Here is a 22,199-nt window from a genome sequence, read left to right as displayed (position 1 = left end):
TTCCAAAATAAAAAAATAGCAAGATGGCAAAGAAAGGTAATAGAATCCAGGTAATTTTAGAATGTACTGAACACAAAACATCAGGTGTTGCAGGGACTTCAAGATACATAACAACAAAGAACAAAAAAAATACTCCAGACAGATTAGAGATTAAAAAATTTAATCCAATCTTGAAACGTGTAACTGTTCATAAAGAAATTAAATAATTATTAGTCATGGCAAAGAAAACAGTAGCAACCTTACAGACAGCTTCTAAGAGATTATCAAAAGCCATCAAAATGGTGAAATCTCCTAAAACAGGTGCATATACATTCGTAGAATCTATAATGACACCAGAATCAGTTGATGAATTCTTGAAAAAGAAATAATATTCAATTAACATTATATAGAAAAGCTACTTTCATTCGGAAGTAGCTTTTTTATTTTCTATATTTACCATTAGAAAATGGGTTATTCGGATTGTATTCCATGCAGTCTTCCGAATACATCTCGGAGTTTACAGGCTTGTTCTTTCAGTAGTAGGCCGTACAGATTTCGAAAATAGTAATAAATATAATTGGTATTAGTTCCTAGGACTTAAATACTTCATTCTTAATACTTTTTATACAATGAGTTTTTTTAAAAGAATATTTTCATCAGAAAAAAAAGACCCGAGCTTCAGCGAAGAGGCAAAGCAAACCTTAGATAAAGGTCTTGAGAAATCAAAAACAAATTTCTTTTCGAAGTTAACCAAAGCAGTTGCTGGAAAGTCAAAAGTAGATGAAGAAGTTTTAGATAATCTAGAGGAAATCCTTGTTGCATCAGATGTTGGTGTGAATACGACACTGAAAATTATTACCAGAATAGAAAATCGAGTTGCCGCAGATAAATATCTTGGTGTTGAAGAGCTCAATCAAATACTTCGAGACGAAATTGCCGCTTTGTTATCAGAAACGAATACAGGCGAAGCTACTGATTTTGTTATTCCAACACAAACTAAACCTTATGTCCTAATGGTTGTGGGGGTAAATGGTGTTGGTAAAACAACTACAATCGGAAAGTTAGCGTATCAGTTTAAAAAAGCAGGTTACAATGTAGTTCTTGGTGCCGCCGATACTTTTCGTGCCGCGGCGATTGATCAATTACAAATTTGGGCAGATCGAGTAGGTGTTCCTATTGTGCGTCAAGATATGGGAAGTGATCCCGCTTCAGTAGCATTTGATACATTGCAATCTGCTGTTGCTCAAAATGCTGATATTGTCATAATTGATACTGCTGGGCGTTTGCACAACAAAATTAATTTGATGAACGAATTAACCAAAGTAAAAAGAGTAATGCAAAAGGTCGTAGGTGATGCGCCGCATGATGTACTACTGGTTTTGGACGGCTCAACGGGCCAAAATGCTTTTGAACAAGCCAAGCAATTTACGGCCGCCACTGAGGTTACATGTTTAGCTGTTACTAAATTAGACGGAACTGCAAAAGGGGGTGTCGTAATAGGTATTTCAGATCAGTTTAAAATTCCAGTGAAATATATTGGTGTAGGGGAAGGAATTGAAGATCTTCAAGTGTTCAATAAGTATGAATTTGTGGATTCTTTTTTTAAATAAATCACAGTAATGGATTTCTCTTCTTTCAAAAAATTATCCCCAATGTATCTGTACTTAGGGAGTATCCTTTCTTTTGTTTTGGCAAATCTTATCCGAGATACAAGCATTGGTCTCTACTACTTGTTAATAGTAATTGGTCTGGTTTTATTTGTTTTAGGTTTTATGAAACGAATGAAAGCAAAATAGTTTACTGATATAATGCACTAATTTTTTGCCATAAAACGGTATCAAAATCAGATAAGGCAAAAGTAGGATTGTCAGGGTTGGCTACTTCACCCATTCGTATAACGACCATTTTTTTGCTGGGAATGATGTAGATTTTTTGATCATTTTTCCCTAATGCCAGATACATATCAGCTGGAGCGTTTGGTATTATGCTTCCGTTGAATTGCAATTGGCTTTGTGGTAAATGATAACTTGATTTGCCATTCAGCCACCATAAATAACCATATCCCAGATTTAAAGTCTGAGAGGTATTGGTAGCTTCATTAAAGAAATTTTCATTTAATATCGTGTTGTTTTCCCATTTTCCTTTAGCGTACATCAGTAGTCCAAAACGCGCCATGGAACGCGAAGTACTGCTGTAAACCGAATTATTGCCTAGTTGAAACCAGGTGCCATCCATTCCTATTTTATCTTTTAGTTTGGTATTAAAGTACGTAGTCCAAGTTTGTCCGCTGGCTTGAGCCACTACACCTTGTAATTTTACATAGACGTTATGATACGCCCATCGCGTTCCTGCATCCGCTTTGTATGTAAGGTTTGCTGGGTCAACATCATCTGTGCTGTCATCTAAGCCAGAAGTCATGCTGAGCAGGTGTTTGTTTGTAATCAGGTTTTCTTTGTCTAAAGGCAAGCTGGTCCAACCTGTACCTAAGTATTGGGAAACTTTAGTATTGATGTTGATTAGGTTTTCTTGTTGTGCGATTCCTGTTACTGTAGCTGTTAGCGTTTTCCCTGCGCTTGCCCAATACCACGAAGCATTGGCATCATGACCGTTGATGTAATTTTCCATTACGATTCTTCCATTGACAAGAATGATAAAAGATTTGGAATTCTTGACTTCTAGAAAATCTAATAGCGGCTGCACAGCGGATTGTTTCCATCCTAAACTGGCAATTGATGTGGTTTCCCAAGTTGTACTGGTAAGGGGAGGGAAATAAAGTGTTTCCGTAGCGGTAGGAGCGGAATTTGGTTCAACAGCGTCAGAACTACAGCTACTGTAAAATAATACGATTAGGAAACTGAATATTATTTTAGACATCTTTCTCGTTATTTGTTTCTAATTCCTTTAAGACCAAAAATATAGAAAATAGTTTAACGTGTTTCTGAAAATTATGTTTTCTTTGAATTTAATAACAGTAACTTTGTAAGTAAGATAAAAGCAATGAAAAGGAGTTTCCTAGCCCTGATGGAAGCGGCATCCTTTTTCTTGCCTTTCTGACGAAGGAAGGATGGTAAGAAAAAGATAGAGCGGACAGCAGGAAATGGCTCCTAAAAATAATAATAATTATGAAAAATATTTGTAGCTTACTTTTTATATCCGTTCTTTTTGTGGCTTGTCAGCAAAAGATAGAGCCGGAAGATATCGCAAAAATAAATGGCTATTGGGAAGTGGAGAAGGTGATTTTTGATTCTGGGAAGGACAAAGAGTATGGAATGAATGAGGTGTATGATTATTTTAAAATGGAGAATAATACGGGAATCCGCAAGAAGGTGATGCCGCAATTAGATGGAACTTTTTTGGTGAATGATGCCTATGAGAAGGTGACGGTTCGATTTACTGATGAAAAAGTATTTTTGGATTATGCAACGCCTTACATGAAGTGGAGTGAGGAATTAATTTCAATATCAGCGGAAGAATTGATTTTGTTGAACAAAGAAAAAATGGAATATCACTACAAGAAAACGACAGCAATAAATTTACTAGGCGATGGCGAAACGACTAAATAATCAAAGTAGTATAGGGGATGTTTTAAAACAAATCATCCAAGTGAATAAGTTGCAACCCGGCATGGATCAAATTGATGTGAAAGACGCTTGGAAAAATTTGATGGGGAATGGTGTAAATAGTTATACTAACAATGTAGTTTTGAAAGGAAGTACTTTGTATGTTGAGCTAACTTCGTCTGTTCTACGCGAAGAATTAAGTCACGGAAAGTCTAAAATTGTGGCGATGATTAATGAGGAACTGCGACGAGATGTCGTGAAGGATGTAGTTTTGAGGTGAAGATTATAGTTTTTTGATGAACGGTTTTTGATTTCCGATTTTGCTATATATAAAAATTCCCGTTCCTTTTGGAAACGGGAATTTTTTATTGAATCTGAAATCTCAGTTCAGCAATCTGAAATCTTAAATTAGAATTGCTCTCTTCCAGCAAAATGGAAAGCACCTTCAATAGCTGCATTTTCATCGCTATCAGAACCGTGAACAGCATTTTCTCCAATAGAAGTTGCGTAAGCTTTACGGATCGTTCCTTCAGCAGCTTCCGCTGGGTTTGTAGCACCAATTAAAGTTCTAAAATCTTCAACTGCATTGTCTTTTTCTAAAATAGCAGCAACAATTGGTCCTCTTGACATGAATTCAACTAATTCACCATAGAAAGGTCTTGCAGCGTGTACTTCGTAAAAAGCTTGAGCGTCAGCAACTGTTAATTGTGTTAATTTCAAAGAAACGATTTTGAAACCTGCAGTTGTAATCATTGCAAGTATGTTTCCGATGTGTCCGTTAGCAACAGCATCCGGCTTAATCATTGTAAATGTTCTATTAGTAGCCATTTTTTATTTTTTTAAATTTTGTGCAAAAATAGTATTTTTTTATTGATTATTATTACAAATTTGATATTCAAATAGCCATAATCTAGTTAAAATACAATACTCTCAAATGTATTGTCTAATGGTTTGAGTTGTTCAATTAATCTTGGAATCAGATTTTCGCCGTATTCTAAATAAAATTCGGAAAAATTAGTTTGCCGTTCTTGTAGACTTTGGTTGGGAAACAGTTCGTTTTGCAAGTCGGTGATGCGTTCTAAAACGGCACTTAATTTTCTTTTTTGCGCCTTTAATAAGCGCTTTTCAAGATTTGCGAGGCCTTTCATTTGCTTAGTTTCTTGTGCTTTTACCGCTCCCATGAAGGAATTATCCGTTTGATTGGCTATGGCATACAATGATTCGAATTGCTGCCGCAGTTGCTCTTTTAAAGTAGCCAAATCAATAGGGAATTCAGACAATTTGGAAGTTCTATTATTTACTAAATGTACTTGTTTTGAAAATAAATCAGTCCAATCTAAATCCAGTTTGTCTGCTTTTTTGGCTTGTTTTTCGGTTGCTAATACCACTGAATTACGGAGTAAAAGGATTGGGAAAGTTATTTTTGCAACTGCAAAAAAGGATTTTAATTCCAGCCAATAGGCAATTTCGCCACCTCCACCAATGTAACATAAATTTGGAAGGATGACTTCCTGATACAACGGACGCATAATCACATTGGGACTAAATTTCTCTGGATAATTTTCTAAAAGGGATACGATTTCCAATTCAGAAAATTCCATTTTAGTGTGGTTTATTTTATATTTTTCATTTTCAATAATAATGCGTTCGCGCAGGGTATCTTCGATATAAAACAAATTAATGTCTCGTGGATTTACTTGAACAGTATAGTCTTTTAATTTTTCGGCAGTTTCTAACACTAATTTATGGGAAGATTGATGTAGTAATTCCTCTTTTGCATAAGGAATAAAGTGGCGTTTTAAAGCCGCATCATCTGCATCTAAAACAACCAATCCATGGTCGCCAAAAAGTGCATTTGCTAAAAATCGAGTCGCATCAGCTAGGTTGTCATGATCAAGATAGGAATCTTTAAATAATTTTTTTAACGTTTCCGCATTCGTGCTACTACCTAATTCCAGCTTGTATACCTCTAGGAAATCAGCTAAGCCACTTGTAGATAATCGTCCAACGGGACCTGTGCTATCTTTATTCCAACGAAATTTTTTGCCTTTAAAATTGAAATAATTTATTTCTTCAAAATCATGATCCTCCGTTGCCATCCAATAGATGGGAACAAAATTATTGTTGGGATATTTCGTTTTTAATTCGGTTGTTAAATTAATAGTCGAAATGATTTTGTATAAAAAATAAAGGGGTCCACTAAATAAATTTAATTGATGGCCAGTGGTAACGGTGAATGCATTTGAATGCGATAAATTCTCAATATTTTGTTGTGTTTTTACCGAAGTTTCAAGCTTTAAATATTGTTTTTGTAAAACTGAAACCAATGTTTTTCGGGTAGCGTTGTCAAAGTTGGTTTGCTTTTCGATAATTTGTGCTTCGAAGTTATCAAGCGTTGGAAATCTGTTATATAAAGGTGTTAATTTGGTCTTCTGGTCTAAATAATCATTCATCAAAGCTGAAAAATATCCGGAATTCTGATAGCTGATACAGTCGGTTGGCATAATAAAGTTTTATATGTTGCTAAATTACCAATAATTATTGGAATTATTTATTTGTTACTTTCGAAAAATAGTAGCATTTTTATTGAAATATTTTTAACAATCTTATGAAAGATAATTCAAGGCCTGACACCAAAAACTCATTAAAACATGTTCTTTTTGGCAGTTTAATTGGTACTACGATAGAGTTTTTTGATTTTTATATTTATGCTAATGCTGCTGTACTGGTTTTTCCACAGTTATTTTTTCCATCTTCAGATACTACTTTGGCGACTTTACAATCATTAGCCACTTTTTCAATTGCTTTTCTGTCCCGTCCGCTAGGTTCTGCATTTTTTGGACATTATGGCGATAAAATTGGTCGTAAATTCACTTTAGTAGCTGCCTTGTTGACGATGGGAATTTCGACCGTTGCCATTGGTTTTTTGCCAAGTTATGCCAGTATTGGAGTTGCTGCTCCTTTGTTATTGATGTTGTGTCGATTTGGGCAAGGTGTTGGTTTAGGAGGCGAGTGGGGTGGAGCGGTTTTATTAGCTATTGAAAATGCGCCACCTAATAAAAGGGCTTGGTACGGTATGTTTCCACAACTTGGCGCTCCAATAGGATTGTTGTTATCTGGTGGGACATTTTTACTCTTGACAGATACTTTGAGCAATGAAGATTTTATGAATTACGGTTGGCGAATTCCTTTTCTAGCTAGTTCGCTTTTGGTTGTAGTTGGTTTTTATATCCGAACTAAGATCACTGAAACTCCTTCCTTTGAAAATTCAAAAAAAGAACAGGAAAAGGTGAAAATTCCTTTCTTAACATTGATTAAATCGTATAAAAACCAACTTATTTTTGGCACCTTTGCTGCCATTACTACTTTTTTAGTTTTTTACTTGATGACCGTTTTTACTTTAAGTTGGGCGACATCGGATTTGGGTTTTGCAAAAAGGGATTTCTTATTGATTCAGTTGTTCTCAGTACTGTTTTTTGCAGCATTCATTCCCATTTCGGCAGTTGTTGCCGATAAAATTGGGCGTCGTAAAATGTTGATCATTGCCACAGTAGCAATTGCATTGTTTGGTTTTACATTCTCTTATTTTCTTAATTCAGGTAGTGTTGTGATGGTCACTTTCTTTTTATGTGTAGGAATGGCTTTAATGGGGTTTACTTATGGACCACTGGGTACTTTCTTATCAGAATTATTTCCTACTACTATTCGTTATTCTGGTGCTTCTTTGACTTTTAATTTAGCAGGTATTTTGGGAGCGGCATTTGCGCCTATGATTGCTATTTGGTTAGCATCCACTTATAGTTTAGCTTATGTTGGTTTCTATTTGACGTTAGCGGCTTGTATTTCGTTGTTTGCGTTACTAGTAATTAGTAAGCAGGAGCATGCTTTTTAACAAAAAATCTTCGAAAAAGATGGGCTAAAATAATGTAGCCGACCCTTTTTGCTTTTATCGCTTTAAGCTAAAATGACCTTTGTACTCTTTTCCATCTGCTCTAGTAACTATAAACCAATAGTCATCTGAGGGAAGTTGCTGATTGTTATAAGTTCCGTTCCATGTTTGGTTTTGATTTAGAGTTTTGATTAATTTTCCATAGCGATCAAAGATTTTAGCGGTTAATTCGGGTTCATTTTCAGAAAAACGAATACTCCACGTGTCATTATAACTATCTCCGTTTGGAGTAAAAAATTTAGGATACATTAATAAAAAAACTTCATCAGTGGCGATTCCACAGCCATTTTTATCTCGGACAAATACTGTATAATTGCCGTTAAGAAGAGTACTGAATTCATTGCTATTTTGATACTGTATTCCATCAATTGAATATTCAAAATCCCCAGAACCAGTCGTGTAAACAGTGATCATGTTGCTGTTATCTGTCCAATCCTTAGTTTCTATTGAAGTTATAACAGCAATAGCCGATTTTTTTACTGCAAAGTTTTTAGTATTGGAGCAGTTAATTGTACCATAGTTTTGGGTCACAGTAACCGAATAATTTCCGGGATTGATGACTATGATTGAAGGAGTCGTTTCTCCAGTAGACCATAAATAGGAATCGTAACCAGGGTTAGCATGAATAGTGATTGCACTATTTTCACAAATAGGAACGGTATCTGCAATTGTGATAATTGGTTTAGAAACTACTATTAATTTTAAAACCGCAATGGCATAACAAGGTGTATTTGAATTGATGCGGACGTAGATCTCATTTGTTCCTAAGTTGAGCGGATAGCTATTGGTATTCATAATTTTATTTGCTGCTGCTTCAGTTTCGGCTCCAGAAAAAGTAGAGTAATAGGAAAAAGTGTAACCGGAAGTCGTTCCAATTAAATTTGAATTATATGCAGGTAAATTCACGGTTTCTTTACCGTCATTGGAATCATCACAAAGAGATTCCTCATAATTAGTAGCAGGTAACGTAGTGATGAGAGTACTTTGTACAGCCAAGCGAGTAGTGCTTTCGCAGCTATTTTCTGTTTGCGAAGCATAATACGTGATTCCGTTTTGAAGTAAAGTTGTTGTTGGTAAAAGAATTCCGTTTATTGCTGCGTCATACCACTTAATAGCGGTTCCTGTTGCGCTAATAGTTGCTAAAGTAGGGTTTTGACTGCTACAAAAAGTTTGGTTGGCGGTTCCAGTTGGTGCAAGAGTATTTTGGATGTTTATAACAACTGGAATTCTTTCACTCTCACAACCGTTGATGGTTTGCGAAGCGTAATAAGTTGTGCCATTTTGAAGAATTGTTGCGTTTGGTACTGAGTTTCCATTTGTTTGAGTATCATACCATTTTATGTTTTGTCCTGAGATGACTATATCGTTTGTGGTTGCGTTTTGTTCAATACAGAAGGTTTGGGGAGAATTCGATGTTGGTAAAGATTGATTGGTAATAGTAACCGTTTGGTTTTGATTTACGGAGTTTCCATTTCCATCATCGAATTTCCAAACAATGGTATATGTTCCAGGTAAATTATACGTCAAAGAATTTGCCGTTGTCGCCAAAATCGTTCCTGCACATGCATCTGTAGCTGTTGGGATTTTTGTGATTTGAGTATTACAATCTCCACTAATTGTTGGAAGAGTTGCAAGATCGGGTAAAGGTGCTTGAATGTCTCCAACAAGTACAGCAACTGTTTTGGTATCATCGCATCCGCCTGTTCCTGTAATTAAACAACGGTATTCCCCGCTGTCTAAAGTTGTTGCGTTAAGAATAGTTGGATTTTGTATAGAAGAAGCAAAGCTATTTGGCCCCGTCCAAGCATAATTTGTTCCGCCAGATGCTTTTAATTCTATGGTATTCCCAATACAGATTGGGGAATTGGAAGAGATTTCTGGAGAAGAAAGGCAATCTTGAAATTTGGCTAAATATATATTATTTAGCCCACCTACTGAATTTAGTATGTAATTTTCTTGATGTGCTCCCGGAGTTGAAATTCCTGTAGTACTGGTTGTATTACCTACTAAATAGATGTTATCCAATTGATCCAACGACATTTTATTGTTAACATCCGCTGCTCCATTGATTCCTTCGTTACCATTTCCTCCATAATAAGTACCCCATTCTCTTTGTCCGATTTCGTTTAACTTTATTAGATAGGCATCTTGTCTCTGTCTGCTTGAAGAATATGATCCGGCAGTTGCTATACCTGTATCCTGATTTGTACATCCTGTAACGAAAACTTTATTGTTTGAATTAACTTTTAAATCCTGTACGAATTCTCCAAAATAGGTGCCCCAAACTAGACTTTGGGTAGTAATATCAAATTTAGAAATATAACTGCTGAAACCAAAATTCAGTGGTAAGTCTATAAAATTTTCATTAAAAGTTCCATTACTATTCAAATTGTCACGACTATTTGTTATGCCTGTCAGGTATAGGAAATTGTTATTTATTTTTGATTTTGTAATGGTACCACTAGTATTCCCACTAAAATAAGTGCCCCAAACTCTTTGTCCATCTAAAGTAAATTTAGAAATCATACCAGAGGCATAGCCAATCATATTTGGTTGATATGAATTTGAAGTTGATATGCCTGTAGTACTGCGGGTATTACCAGTTACATATAAAAAACCATCATCAGAAATATTTGATGAAAGAATTTGATCCCCATTAGTTCCACCAAAGTAAGTTCCCCAAACTCTAACTCCCTGAGTAGTAAATTTGGCAATGAAACCATCATCATCAAGATAGCCTACTGCATGGGTAGGTTGATGAGTATTATTTGTTCCAATATTTCCATAACTGCCTGTAACACCAACCAAATAAACGTTGTTGTCATTGTCAAAACTAATATCATTTCCTTTATCGGATGAAAAGCCTCCATAATAAGTTCCCCATTCTCTTATTCCAAAAGAATTTAATTTAACTAAATAGGCATCGTCATACTCAGCATGTAGTGGCTGATGTGATCCTGGAGTTGATACATTTGTTTCCCCCCAAGTTTTTCCAGTGAAGTACAGATTTTCATTAGAATCTACTTTAATAGTTGTTGGAGTAGTGGAATAATAAACACCCCAAATTCTTGTTCCATTTGAATCGAATTTTGCTATAAATCCATTAATGTAAAAATATGGTACTGGAGAGGATCCTGATGTAGCTATATTTGTTGTACTTTCTGTATAGCCTGAAAAATAAACATTATTGTTTTTGTCATTACATATGTCAGTTGAGTATTCACTATTGTTTCCGGCATAATAAGTACCCCACAATCGCACCGGAACAGGATCAATAATTACTGTTTTATTTGTAATTTGATTCTCTGTTTCAAAACCGTAAACATTCTTTTTAATTTTTTTGTAACCAACAGCTATTTCTTTTTTTGCTATCCCATCTTCAGTCCAACTAGCCGGAAGTGTTTCTTCCATTTTTCCAAAACGTACATTCATTTTGATTTTGTGATCCACTAACTCCGTTTTAGCGCCATTAAATTTGAGTTGAATATCCGAAATTTTTCCTTTTGGATGTATTACAAAATTATATTCAACTGGTTTTAAAGTGTCCGCTGGAATTGTAAAAACGACATCAATATTAGGATAAATATTTTGGTAAGTGATTTGTTTAAATGTATGAACTCCTATTATTCCTTCTGGTTTGTTTGGGATATTATAATAGGTATCATAGTCTGCAGATTTTTCATTGGAGATTAATTTTACGTTGGAGTTAGAGTTGACAAAGTCAATGTCAATTCTATGAAAAACGTATTCTAAAGTATAATTAGTTGCTTTTTTATCTTTTTTTGCTAGTGATGAAAAAGTATTGCTACCCTCGATACGGTGTTTTGCAGGCTTTTTTTTGACTTCATAAATGTCATAGGAGAATCCATTCTTTTTTATCTGAACATTTAATCCAGCAGTATTTAATAAAAACTGAACAGCTGGATTAGGTTTTCCGTTTTGGTCTGTAATCTGTCCTTTGTTTTCAATGAAACCTATTGATTTCTTTTTTTGTTGCGCAAAGGAAGGTGTAATAATTAATAATAAAAGGGAAAGTAATATTTGTTTCATTCGAGTTATTATAAGGACTGTAGCTGTATTTAAATATCTACAAAACAAAATTACTATTTTTTATTTAAAAAGATAACGGCAGTCTCTAGCTTCTTTTGACAAAAACTATTTAAATATCCCTTATTTTTGCACAAAATAATGTCTTTTGAAAACCAAACTCTTCCTCATCACGCCTCCTTTTACGCAACTGAATACGCCGTATCCAGCCACTGCCTATATCAAGGGCTTTTTAAATACGTTAAATGTCGAATCAGTTCAAGCAGATTTGGGGATTGAGGTGATTTTGAAATTGTTTTCGAAAGAAGGCCTTATCGATTTGTTTAAAGTTCAAAGTGTAAACTATAAAAGTGAACTTTCTGAGAATTCCAAAAGAATAATTGCGTTACAAGAGGAATATATCAAAACCATTGATTCCGTAATTGCTTTTTTGCAAGGTAAAAATCCAACCTTAGCATTGCAAATCTGTCAAGAAGATTTCTTGCCTGAAGCTTCGAGATTCGCACAACTAGAAGAACTGGATTGGGCTTTTGGAACTATGGGAACACAGGATAAAGCCAAACATTTAGCGACTTTGTACCTTGAAGATATTTCGGATTTTATTGTAGAATGTGTCGATGCTAATTTTGGATTCAGCCGCTATGCGGAACGTTTGGGTCGAAGCGCCAATTCTTTTGATGAATTGTATGAAGCTTTACAGCAAGAATTAACGTATATTGATGCGGTTTTACTTTCGATTTTAAAACAAAAAATAGAGAATATTCAACCCACCATGTTGTTGATTTCAGTTCCGTTTCCAGGAAACTTATATGCTGCGTTTCGTTCTGCGCAATGGGTGAAGAAAAATTATCCGAATATTAAAATTTCCATGGGTGGTGGTTTTCCAAATACCGAATTGCGTTCCCTATCCGATCCTCGTGTTTTTGAGTTTTTAGACTTCATCACTTTGGATGATGGCGAAGTGCCTTTGAAAGAAATAATAGAGAATAGCGAAAATCCAAGTTATAACGCTTGGAAAAGAACATTTCTTGTTGAAGATGGAAAAGTAGTTTATAAAAATAATTCAGCAAGACCAGATTACAAGCAGTCACAAGTAGGAACGCCGGATTATTCTGATTTGTTTTTGGATAAATACATTTCGGTTATTGAAATTGTGAATCCAATGCACCGCATGTGGAGTGACGGTCGGTGGAATAAGCTAACTATGGCGCATGGTTGCTATTGGGGAAAATGTACTTTTTGCGATATTTCTTTGGATTATATTAAGATTTACGAACCCGTTGCTGCGAATCTATTGTGTGATCGAATAGAGGAAATGATAGCACAAACGGGTGAGAACGGATTTCATTTTGTTGATGAAGCAGCACCTCCAGCCCTAATGCGTGCCTTGGCTCTGGAAATCCTTCGCAGAAAAGTAGCAGTGACGTGGTGGACCAACATTCGATTTGAAAAAAGTTTCACGAAAGATTTATGTTTGCTTCTAAAAGCATCCGGTTGTATCGCTGTATCTGGCGGTCTCGAAGTCGCTTCAGATCGGTTATTAAAATTAATAGATAAAGGGGTTACGGTCGAACAAGTCGCAAAAGTGACCCGGAATTTTACCGAAGCTGGCGTTATGGTTCATGCGTATTTAATGTACGGATATCCCACACAAACCATTCAAGAAACGGTAGACAGTCTCGAAATGGTACGTCAATTATTTGAAGTTGGCGTGTTACAATCTGGTTTTTGGCATCAATTTGCGATGACTGCGCACAGTCCAGTGGGCTTGTATCCAGAGAAATTTGGAGTCGTAAAGGAAACCGAAGCGGTTGGAACTTTCGCTAATAATGACATTAATTATAGAGATGCAACAGGAATTGATCACGATAAATTTAGTTTTGGACTTAAGAAATCTTTATTTAATTTCATGCACGGAATCTGTTTTGACTATGAATTACAGGATTGGTTTGAGTTTAAAATTCCAAAAACTAAAATCTCGCCTGATTTCATTTTTGATGCTTTACAAGAAGACGCTGATTTTAATGTAAAACCAACTGCCAAAATTGTTTGGTTAGGAGGTAAGCCCTTTATAGAACATTTTACTAAATCTAAAAAAGGGAATTCTTGGGAATTAATGACGCTGACTTTTCATGATAAAAAAGAAAGTTTTAGTATCCAAACCAATAAAAACGAAGGGGAATGGTTGACAGAAATACTTCTTAAAATTTCCGTTTCCAATGCTAAAATTTATACTTTTCAAGAAATTAAATCCGATTTTGAAACTCAATTGGAAGACTTTGAATTATTTTGGTATTCAAAACCAATCAAAACCTTGAGAGAATTTGGATTACTGGTTTTGTAAATTTATTTTAGTAAAACTATACTTAATTAGCATAAAACATCTGTTTTAAAGGTACGCAAACGTTTTCTTTACTTATTTTTACATCCAATAAAAAATGTACTTATGAGTATTGGTTATAAAGTAAATGTAAATGACAATTTTCATTTTGATATTGAAAAGAAGGATATTTCACAATTAGATGCAGTTCGTATGGAATCAAATAAACTCCATATACTACATGAAAACACCCCTTATAAAGCGGAAATCCTAACGTCTGATTTCAATCAAAAAAGCTATACCGTTAAGGTAAACAACAACACTTATGCCGTAACGATAGCAAATCACCTCGACTTGCTCATCAAGGAAATGGGATTTGAGGTGGGTCTTACCAAGCAGGTAAACTTCATTAAAGCGCCTATGCCTGGACTAATTCTGGATATTAGTGTTGTGGTGGGTCAAGAAGTGAAAGAAAACGATAATCTAATCATTCTTGGAGCCATGAAGATGGAAAACAGTTTCCTTTCCCCACGTGATGGTGTTATCAAATCTATTTCAATCGCAATGGGAGATGCAGTAGAGAAAGGGCAACTTTTAATTGAATTCGAATAACAAAAATACCGCAAATTTGCTGATTAAAAATCGAATTACCCAACACTAGGGAGTATAATAGATTTACAAAATAGCGAATCTGTGGTTAAAATAATCAAAATGAAAAAAATATTAGTTGCCAATAGAGGAGAAATTGCCATCAGGGTAATGAAAACCGCACAAAAAATGGGCATTAAAACAGTTGCCGTTTATTCAACTGTAGATCGAAATGCACCTCACGTAAAATTTGCCGATGAAGCGGTTTGGATTGGAGAAGCACCTTCGAGTCAATCCTATTTGTTAGGGCACAAAATTATTGAGGTAGCCAAATCCTTAAATGTAGATGCTATTCATCCGGGTTATGGATTTTTGAGCGAAAATGCAGATTTTGCTGAAGAGTGTGAAAAAAATGACATCATATTTATTGGTCCAAAATCCAAAGCTATTCGAGTTATGGGGAGTAAATTAGCAGCTAAAGAGGCTGTTAAAGACTATAATATCCCTATGGTTCCTGGTGTAGACGAAGCAATTACAGATATTGAAAAAGCAAAAGCAGCTGCTAAAGCAATTGGTTTTCCTATTCTTATAAAAGCGTCAGCCGGTGGTGGTGGAAAAGGAATGCGTGTGGTAGAAAGCGAAAATGATTTTGAATCTCAAATGAATCGTGCGATAAGTGAAGCAATTGCAGCCTTTGGGGATGGTTCTGTTTTTATCGAAAAATATGTAGCCTCACCAAGGCATATCGAAATTCAAGTTATGGCTGACAGTCACGGAAATATATTGTATTTATTCGAAAGAGAATGCAGCATCCAGCGTCGCCATCAAAAAGTAATTGAAGAAGCGCCTTCGTCCGTTCTTTCGCCTGAATTACGCAAGCAAATGGGAGAAGCGGCTGTTTTAGTGGCTAAATCATGTGATTATTTAGGAGCTGGAACCGTAGAGTTTTTATTGGACGAAAATAATAATTTCTATTTCCTTGAAATGAATACCCGTTTGCAAGTAGAACATCCTGTTACGGAATGGATCACCGGAACTGATTTAGTAGAAATGCAAATTAGAGTGGCAAGGGGCGAAGCATTACCGATGAAGCAAGAAGATTTGAAAATTAAAGGACACGCTGTCGAATTAAGAGTCTATGCTGAAGATCCTACAAATGACTTTTTACCAAGCGTAGGTCACTTGGATGTGTATGAATTGCCTGTGGGAGAAAATATACGCGTCGATAATGGTTTTGAACAAGGCATGGATATTCCTATTTATTACGATCCCATGTTGGCTAAGCTAATCACTTACGGAGCAACTCGTGAAGAAGCGATTCAATTGATGATTAAAGCGATTGATGGATATCATGTGGAGGGAGTACAAACTACTTTGCCTTTCGGGAAGTTTGTTTTTGAACATGAAGCCTTTTGTTCGGGAAATTTTGACACTCATTTTGTGAAAAAATATTATAATGCAGATTTATTGATCGAACAAAGGACCAAAGAAGCAGAAATCGCAGCATTAGTGGCACTGAAACAATATATTGAAGATCAAAAAATAGTACGCTTACTAAATTAAAAATTAGCTACAGATTAAAAAGATTGTAGCAGATTCTTTTAGCAATGAATATAAAATCTGTTTGAATCTGGTGAATCTGTGGCAAAAAAAGAATTTACTAAAATAGTGGTTAAAAATAAGCAGTATGCAAGACAAGATAAAAATACTTAACGATAAAATTGCCGAAGCACATTTAGGTGGCGGTAAAAAACGAATCGAGAAACAACATTCCAATAAAAAATTAACCGCCAGAGAGCGCGTTGAGTACTTAATGGATGAAGGATCTTTTGAAGAAATTGGAATGTTAGTAACACACCGTACTTCTGATTTTGGAATGGAAAAAGAATTGTATTATGGTGACGGTGTTATCACAGGATACGGAACTATAAACGGAAGACTGGTTTACATATTTGCTCAAGATTTCACGGTTTTTGGCGGTTCACTGTCAGAAACTCATGCCGAAAAAATTTGTAAAGTCATGGATATGGCTGTCAAAATGGGAGCACCAATGATAGGATTGAACGACTCTGGTGGAGCACGTATTCAGGAAGGTGTACGTTCTCTAGGTGGTTATGCCGATATTTTTTACAGAAACGTTCAAGCTTCAGGAGTGATTCCGCAAATTTCAGCTATTATGGGCCCCTGCGCTGGTGGAGCGGTCTATTCCCCTGCCATGACTGATTTTACTATGATGGTAGAAGATACTAGTTATATGTTTGTCACAGGACCCAATGTGGTAAAAACCGTAACCAATGAAACGGTAACCTCGGAGGAATTAGGAGGGGCAAGTACGCATTCAACTAAGTCAGGTGTGGCACATTGCACCTCTGCAAATGATGTAGAATGTTTAGAGGATCTCAAGCGATTGTTGAGCTATTTGCCGCAGAGCAATAAAGAAACAGCCCGCAATTTGCCTTATGAATTAGGAGATGAGATTCGGGAGCAATTATCAAATATAATTCCTGATAATCCTAATAAACCGTATGACATGCACAGTGTTATTGGCGGGATTATTGACGAAGATTCGTTTTTTGAAGTTCATAAAAATTATGCTGAAAATATTCTGGTGGGTTTTGCTCGATTGGGAGGAAAAAGCATTGGGATTATTGCAAATCAACCTATGGTTTTAGCAGGCTGTTTGGATGTGAACAGTTCAAAAAAAGCGGCACGATTTACCCGTTTTTGTGATTGTTTTAATATTCCTTTATTGGTTTTGGTCGATGTGCCAGGTTTTTTACCTGGAACTGATCAGGAGTGGAATGGTATTATAGTTCATGGCGCTAAATTATTGTATGCCTTAAGCGAAGCGACCGTGCCAAGAGTAACGGTTATTACCCGAAAAGCGTATGGAGGCGCATATGATGTGATGAATTCAAAACACATTGGTGCCGATATGAATTTTGCTTGGCCAACTGCTGAAATTGCCGTAATGGGGGCCAAAGGTGCCTCTGAAATTATTTTCAAAAAAGAAATCAGCGATGCAGACGATCATGAAGCAAAATTATTAGAAAAAGAAGCAGAATATGCGACTTTGTTTGCAAATCCGTACACCGCTGCACAACGTGGTTTTGTGGATGAGGTGATCCTACCACAAGATACCCGCCGCAAATTGATAAAAGCATTTAGCATGCTTGAAAATAAAGAAAGTAGCACTCCGAATAGAAAACACGGAAACATTCCTTTGTAATTTTTTGGATAAAAATAGAGTAACCAGCTGTAATCCAGCTGGTTTTTTTATAGCTGCACTTTTAAAGTAAACGAAACAAAAAAGATTAAAATAACTTCTTAACTGCAAGTATTGAAGAAATCGTGGTGCCCAAGAGGATTTTGAGATACAATCTGCGACAAAGAGAACTTGAAATACTTCGTGATGTTGTCAAATAAATTTTTATTAATTATTACGAATTATGTTAGCAAGTGAGTCTCCTTCAAATTTTTAGGAACGCACCACGATCTGTCTATTAGAAGGTTAAAGTAATGGTAATTTCATTTGAAATAACACCAGATAAATAATTTGATTACCGCGCTACTGAATTTACTAATGGAGTGTTTTAATGCTAGTTGCACAACTTGCGGTGAGAAAGCTAGAAACTTAACCTAGATCGTCTTGTCCTTAAATAAATAAAAGCAAAGTGGAATCTATCAAAAAAAGTAAATCAGTAGAATTAGTTGGAAAATACCTAAGGATTACTTTAAAAGTAGCAACAGGTAAGCTAAAAATCTTATTGCAAAGTTTACTATCACGAAATACCAGTTATAATAATGAACTTCATGAGTTTAAATAGTTGCAGTTTTTTTTTATCATAAAAAAAACATAACTTGCGCCAGCAAAAAAAGTGATATATCCTACAAAACATCAAGTAAGATGTTTTTGGTTTCTCTTTTTTTATCTGCCTACAATATGAAGAGATTAATTAACCTGAATACCTATTTTAAGCTATTGTTGCTGATCGCCTCAGCGACTGTATTCTTTTTTATACTTTATACTTCCTTATACCTTTACACCGTTCAAGAAGAACAGCACTTTTATAAAACTACTTACAGTCGCTACAATAATGAAGTAAAATCCTTATTTATACTGAACTCTAGAACACCAACTGCCACAGTTATGGATGTTACATTTTGGGATGAGTTAGTCCAATTCACCAAAACAAAAGATAATAAATGGTATAATAAATACATCGCTAATGAATTTCAATCCTATGAAGCAGATTACATTGGGATTTATGATTTGAATCACAAACTATTAAATAAGACAAGATCAGCTAAGATTAAAAGTTTTGACTTTATTCCTAAGGAGATGATGACTTCGCTTTATAGCTCTAAATTTAAAAGGTTCTATATCAAGCTTCCAGAGGGTATTGTTGAAGTTTTTGGCGCGACAATACATTCTTCTAATGATCCAAAAAAGAATAAAACAAAACCTTCCGGTTATTTTTTTATGGCCCGACTTTTAGATGCATCCTTTTTTGAGTCTCTAGAAGATATTAGTAGTTCTAAAGTTAGTTTAGCCATTGCAAATAAAAAAATTAATGCAGAAGATGATTTTGTAACCGTTGGGCTAGATTTAAGGGATTGGAAAAATAAAGTAGTAAGCAAGTTGCTTTTTAAAAGACCTTTTAATTTAAATTACAGTAAAACGAAAGAAATTCTTTTTATAGTGGTCATAGCTTCTATCATTAATATTTTGATCTTCATTTATTATACTAAAAAATGGGTATACGATCCTTTAAAATTAATTAAAAATATCCTAGAAACCGGCAGCAGTAATTCAATAACGAGTTTAAAAAAATCCAAAGGCGAGTTTGGTTATATTGGGAATCTTTTTGAAGAAAATAGCAATCAACGGAAACAATTAGAAATTGCTAAACAAAAGGCAGAAGAAAGTGATACTTTAAAATCTGCTTTTTTAGCTAATTTGTCGCATGAGATTAGAACTCCGATGAATGCCATAATTGGCTTTAGTGATTTACTAATGGATGCTAATTTGAAAGAAAAGGAGAAAATAGACTATTTAAAAATCATAAAAAATAGTGGAAATAGCTTGGTTAACATTATTGAGGATTTAATTGAAATGTCTAAGATTGATGCTAAGCAAATTACGCCAAATTATAAAGGCTTGGACTTAGAAAAATGTATTGCGGAACTATATCACTCCATTAAAATAACTATTCCTAAAGATAAAGAAATCGAGTTTTATATTGTAAAAAATCCAGAGAATCTTCAAGGTCCTATTATTACCGATGAAACGAAACTGAAACAGATTATCGTGAATTTAATTACAAATGCCGTTAAATTCACAGAAAAAGGTTTCGTTTCCTTTGGATATAAAATAAATAAGGAAAAAGAACTTTTAGAGTTTAAGATCGAAGATTCTGGTCTTGGAATCAGTGAAGATTATTTAAAAATCATCTTTGATCGCTTTAGAAGAATTGAAGATAATTCAACAAATGATACTACTGGGCTAGGCCTTGGTTTGTCTATTACTAAAGCGTATGTCGAAATGTTGGGAGGCGAAATAAATGTAAAATCAACAATTGGGTTTGGATCTATTTTTACATTCACAATACCCTTGCAGTTTGACCAAACAATAAATAAAAATATCCAAAAGAAGGCAATTTCGTTTTCAGGTAATCATGAAAACGAAATAATTTTAATTGCTGAAGACGATACTATTAATTTCTTGTTATTAAAGAAAATCATTGAATCTAAAAAGCATACTGTTTTGCGAGCGCATAATGGCCAAGAAGCTGTAAATATTTGTCTTGAAAATCCCGATATTAGTTTGGTCTTTATGGATATCAAAATGCCTATTTTAAATGGTTTCGAAGCATTCGAACAAATAAGAGCCATTAAACCGCAGCTTCCTATAATTGCACAGACTGCTTATTCTTCTTTTGAAGATAGGGAGAAAATCATACAGTTTGGTTTTGTAGATTACATTACAAAACCATTGGATAAAGAAAAAATATTTGAGTTGTTGGATTCGATTTTTATTGAAATTAATTCCTGAAATTAACGCAATTGCTTTGGAGAATCCTAAAGTGTCAATTTTTGTAATAACCAAAAAACGTTGAGAAACCAAAGGATTGCACTGGCGCTTTCTTCTATATCAAAGAATTACAATTGCCAAACTGATTTCTTTTCAATCAGATATACTAAAAAGCAATTGATTACCTTTAGTATAAGTCTGAAAACATTTTCAGATCTTCCTAACTACCTTTACAAAGAATTTTAAATACAACAGACATGATGTTTAAATCCATAAATCCATTTTCACAAGAAGTGATTGCTGAACATGAGGTGTTAACAAATGCGCAACTTAATTACAAACTTAAATTGTCTGAAAGCGCTTTTAAAGATTGGAAAACAACTTCTTTTCAGCAAAGAGCAGATAAAATGCAAAGACTTGCGGTTGTTTTGAGAGAAAATAAAGAAACATTAGGATTGCTTATTACCCATGAGATGGGCAAAATTATAGCTGAAAGTATAGCTGAAGTAGAGAAATCAGCAGGCAATTGTGATTTTTATGCGGAGCATGCTGAGGAAATGTTACAAGATGAATACTACAACACACCATTCAGGAGTATGTCTGTTTATGATCCCATAGGAGCTGTTTTTGCAATAATGCCATGGAATTATCCTTTTTGGCAAGTATTGCGTTTTGCCGCACCAGCAATTATGGCAGGAAACGTTACCCTTTTAAAACATTCATCTAACGTAATTGGTTGCGCTAAAGCGATTGAAAGTGCTTTTTTAGAAGCCGGTTTTCCTGAAGGTGTTTTTCAACAAATAAGCATTGAAATACCGCAAGTCGAAAGCGTAATAGCCGCGAATATTGTCCATGGAATTACTTTGACAGGTAGTGAAGGTGCAGGTTCTTCGGTAGCTTCATTGGCGGGAAAACACATCAAAAAGACAGTAATGGAGTTGGGTGGTTCAGATGCTTTTATCGTATTAAACGATGCTGATCTGGAGAAAGCCGCTCATGTTGCAGCACAATCCCGAATGTTAAATGCGGGGCAGGCTTGTATCTGCGCTAAGCGGTTTATAGTTACAGAAAAAGTAGCTGATGAATTTGTATCCCTTTTTGCCCAAAACATCAAATCATTAAAACAGGGTAATCCAGTACAAGAAGGAATTCAGATGGGACCTTTGGCTCGATTAGATTTAGCTAAAACATTAGCAGATCAATTGGAAAAATCACTACAACAAGGAGCAAAATTAATAGTAGGAGGAGCGGTGGAAAGCTGTAACTTTCAACCCACATTGATTGATTTCGTATCCGTTAATTCAATTGCATTTCAGGAAGAAACTTTTGGTCCATTGGCAGCGGTTATTAGAGCCAAAGATGAAAATGATGCGATTGCCATTGCAAATAATCATAGATATGGATTGGCTTCTGCTATCTGGACTGAAGACCGTGAACGTGCCTATAAACTAGCAAGAAAAATAGAAGCAGGAAATGTCTTTGTGAATTCTTTAGTCCGTTCTGATTCGAGAGTTCCTTTTGGGGGAATAAAAAAATCTGGCTATGGTAGGGAGTTAGGAGCAGTTGGAATCAAAGAATTTATGAATATGAAATCATTAGTTATCGAATAACATTTTTTTATTAAGAAGGGAATGTGATAATTTAATTAAAAAACGGGAATAGAAATTGTATGTACAAAATCTATTCTCGTTTTTATTTGTTTACATTAAATGAGGTTTTAAT

The 22,199-nt window shown here is 35.0% G+C and carries 16 protein-coding genes; 12 read left to right on the top strand and 4 right to left on the bottom strand.

The annotated features are described in order from the left end of the window. Nucleotides 1-23: 23 nt before the first annotated feature. The 3 genes from rpmG to ftsY all read left to right on the top strand — a co-directional run bounded on the left by rpmG (nt 24) and on the right by ftsY (nt 1,589). Nucleotides 24-206 (top strand): 50S ribosomal protein L33, encoded by a 183-nt coding sequence (gene rpmG / locus BUA03_RS05195; RefSeq protein WP_017495179.1) that lies wholly within the window; start codon nt 24-26, stop codon nt 204-206. A 9-nt stretch (nt 207-215) separates the two neighbouring features. After that, nucleotides 216-368, top strand: a complete 153-nt coding sequence (locus BUA03_RS05190; protein WP_072675716.1) for a DUF4295 domain-containing protein — start codon at nt 216-218, stop codon at nt 366-368. 240 nt (nt 369-608) lie between these two features. Continuing rightward, nucleotides 609-1,589: a signal recognition particle-docking protein FtsY gene (gene ftsY / locus BUA03_RS05185; protein WP_066078051.1), complete on the top strand. Its 981-nt coding sequence runs from the start codon at nt 609-611 to the stop codon at nt 1,587-1,589. Nucleotides 1,590-1,776: 187 nt separating this feature from the next. Here the strand turns inward: ftsY and BUA03_RS05180 are convergent, their stop codons facing one another. Next, nucleotides 1,777-2,853, bottom strand: a complete 1,077-nt coding sequence (locus tag BUA03_RS05180) for a serine hydrolase domain-containing protein (RefSeq protein ID WP_066078055.1) — start codon at nt 2,851-2,853, stop codon at nt 1,777-1,779. A gap of 248 nt (nt 2,854-3,101) precedes the next feature. On the opposite strand from BUA03_RS05180, the gene BUA03_RS05175 reads away from it, so the two are divergent. Both BUA03_RS05175 and BUA03_RS05170 read left to right on the top strand, forming a co-directional pair. Next, a complete protein-coding gene (locus tag BUA03_RS05175; protein WP_066078058.1) occupies nt 3,102-3,542 on the top strand; it encodes a hypothetical protein in 441 nt (146 codons plus the stop codon). After that, nucleotides 3,523-3,819, top strand: a complete 297-nt coding sequence (locus tag BUA03_RS05170; RefSeq protein ID WP_066078060.1) for a DciA family protein — start codon at nt 3,523-3,525, stop codon at nt 3,817-3,819. Before BUA03_RS05175 ends, BUA03_RS05170 begins: the two co-directional genes overlap by 20 nt. 128 nt (nt 3,820-3,947) lie before the next feature. On the opposite strand, the gene BUA03_RS05165 is transcribed toward BUA03_RS05170, so the two are convergent. Both BUA03_RS05165 and bshC read right to left on the bottom strand, forming a co-directional pair. Beyond that, nucleotides 3,948-4,367 (bottom strand): nucleoside-diphosphate kinase, encoded by a 420-nt coding sequence (locus BUA03_RS05165; RefSeq protein WP_039109514.1) that lies wholly within the window; start codon nt 4,365-4,367, stop codon nt 3,948-3,950. Between the two features lie 86 nt (nt 4,368-4,453). Next, complete coding sequence (bshC, locus tag BUA03_RS05160) at nt 4,454-6,043, bottom strand: bacillithiol biosynthesis cysteine-adding enzyme BshC (protein WP_066078063.1); 1,590 nt, start codon at nt 6,041-6,043, stop codon at nt 4,454-4,456. 104 nt (nt 6,044-6,147) lie between these two features. On the opposite strand from bshC, the gene BUA03_RS05155 reads away from it, so the two are divergent. After that, entirely contained in the window at nt 6,148-7,431 is a 1,284-nt protein-coding gene (locus BUA03_RS05155; protein ID WP_066078069.1) for an MFS transporter, read from the top strand. 54 nt (nt 7,432-7,485) lie between these two features. On the opposite strand, the gene BUA03_RS05150 is transcribed toward BUA03_RS05155, so the two are convergent. After that, nucleotides 7,486-11,538: a DUF7948 domain-containing protein gene (locus BUA03_RS05150; RefSeq protein ID WP_066078071.1), complete on the bottom strand. Its 4,053-nt coding sequence runs from the start codon at nt 11,536-11,538 to the stop codon at nt 7,486-7,488. A gap of 145 nt (nt 11,539-11,683) precedes the next feature. Here BUA03_RS05150 and BUA03_RS05145 point away from each other — a divergent pair, with 145 nt between their 5' ends. From BUA03_RS05145 to BUA03_RS05120, 6 genes are all read left to right on the top strand, one after another. After that, nucleotides 11,684-13,879, top strand: coding sequence for a B12-binding domain-containing radical SAM protein (locus BUA03_RS05145; RefSeq protein WP_066078075.1), 2,196 nt, complete (start codon nt 11,684-11,686; stop codon nt 13,877-13,879). A gap of 102 nt (nt 13,880-13,981) precedes the next feature. After that, nucleotides 13,982-14,467, top strand: coding sequence for an acyl-CoA carboxylase biotin carboxyl carrier protein subunit (locus BUA03_RS05140; protein ID WP_066078079.1), 486 nt, complete (start codon nt 13,982-13,984; stop codon nt 14,465-14,467). Between the two features lie 99 nt (nt 14,468-14,566). Then, nucleotides 14,567-16,006: an acetyl-CoA carboxylase biotin carboxylase subunit gene (gene accC, locus BUA03_RS05135; protein ID WP_066078082.1), complete on the top strand. Its 1,440-nt coding sequence runs from the start codon at nt 14,567-14,569 to the stop codon at nt 16,004-16,006. A gap of 124 nt (nt 16,007-16,130) precedes the next feature. Then, nucleotides 16,131-17,672: an acyl-CoA carboxylase subunit beta gene (locus BUA03_RS05130; protein WP_066078084.1), complete on the top strand. Its 1,542-nt coding sequence runs from the start codon at nt 16,131-16,133 to the stop codon at nt 17,670-17,672. A gap of 714 nt (nt 17,673-18,386) precedes the next feature. Further along, complete coding sequence (locus BUA03_RS05125) at nt 18,387-20,498, top strand: response regulator (protein ID WP_066078087.1); 2,112 nt, start codon at nt 18,387-18,389, stop codon at nt 20,496-20,498. A gap of 236 nt (nt 20,499-20,734) precedes the next feature. Then, entirely contained in the window at nt 20,735-22,087 is a 1,353-nt protein-coding gene (locus BUA03_RS05120; RefSeq protein ID WP_066078093.1) for an NAD-dependent succinate-semialdehyde dehydrogenase, read from the top strand. Nucleotides 22,088-22,199 lie beyond the last annotated feature (112 nt).

Origin of the sequence: Flavobacterium fryxellicola (genome assembly GCF_900143245.1) — a bacterium.
Classification (GTDB): Bacteria; Bacteroidota; Bacteroidia; order Flavobacteriales; family Flavobacteriaceae; genus Flavobacterium; species Flavobacterium fryxellicola.
The sequence above is the reverse complement of the archived record's forward strand: the minus strand, read 5'-3'. Positions and strand labels throughout refer to the sequence as shown.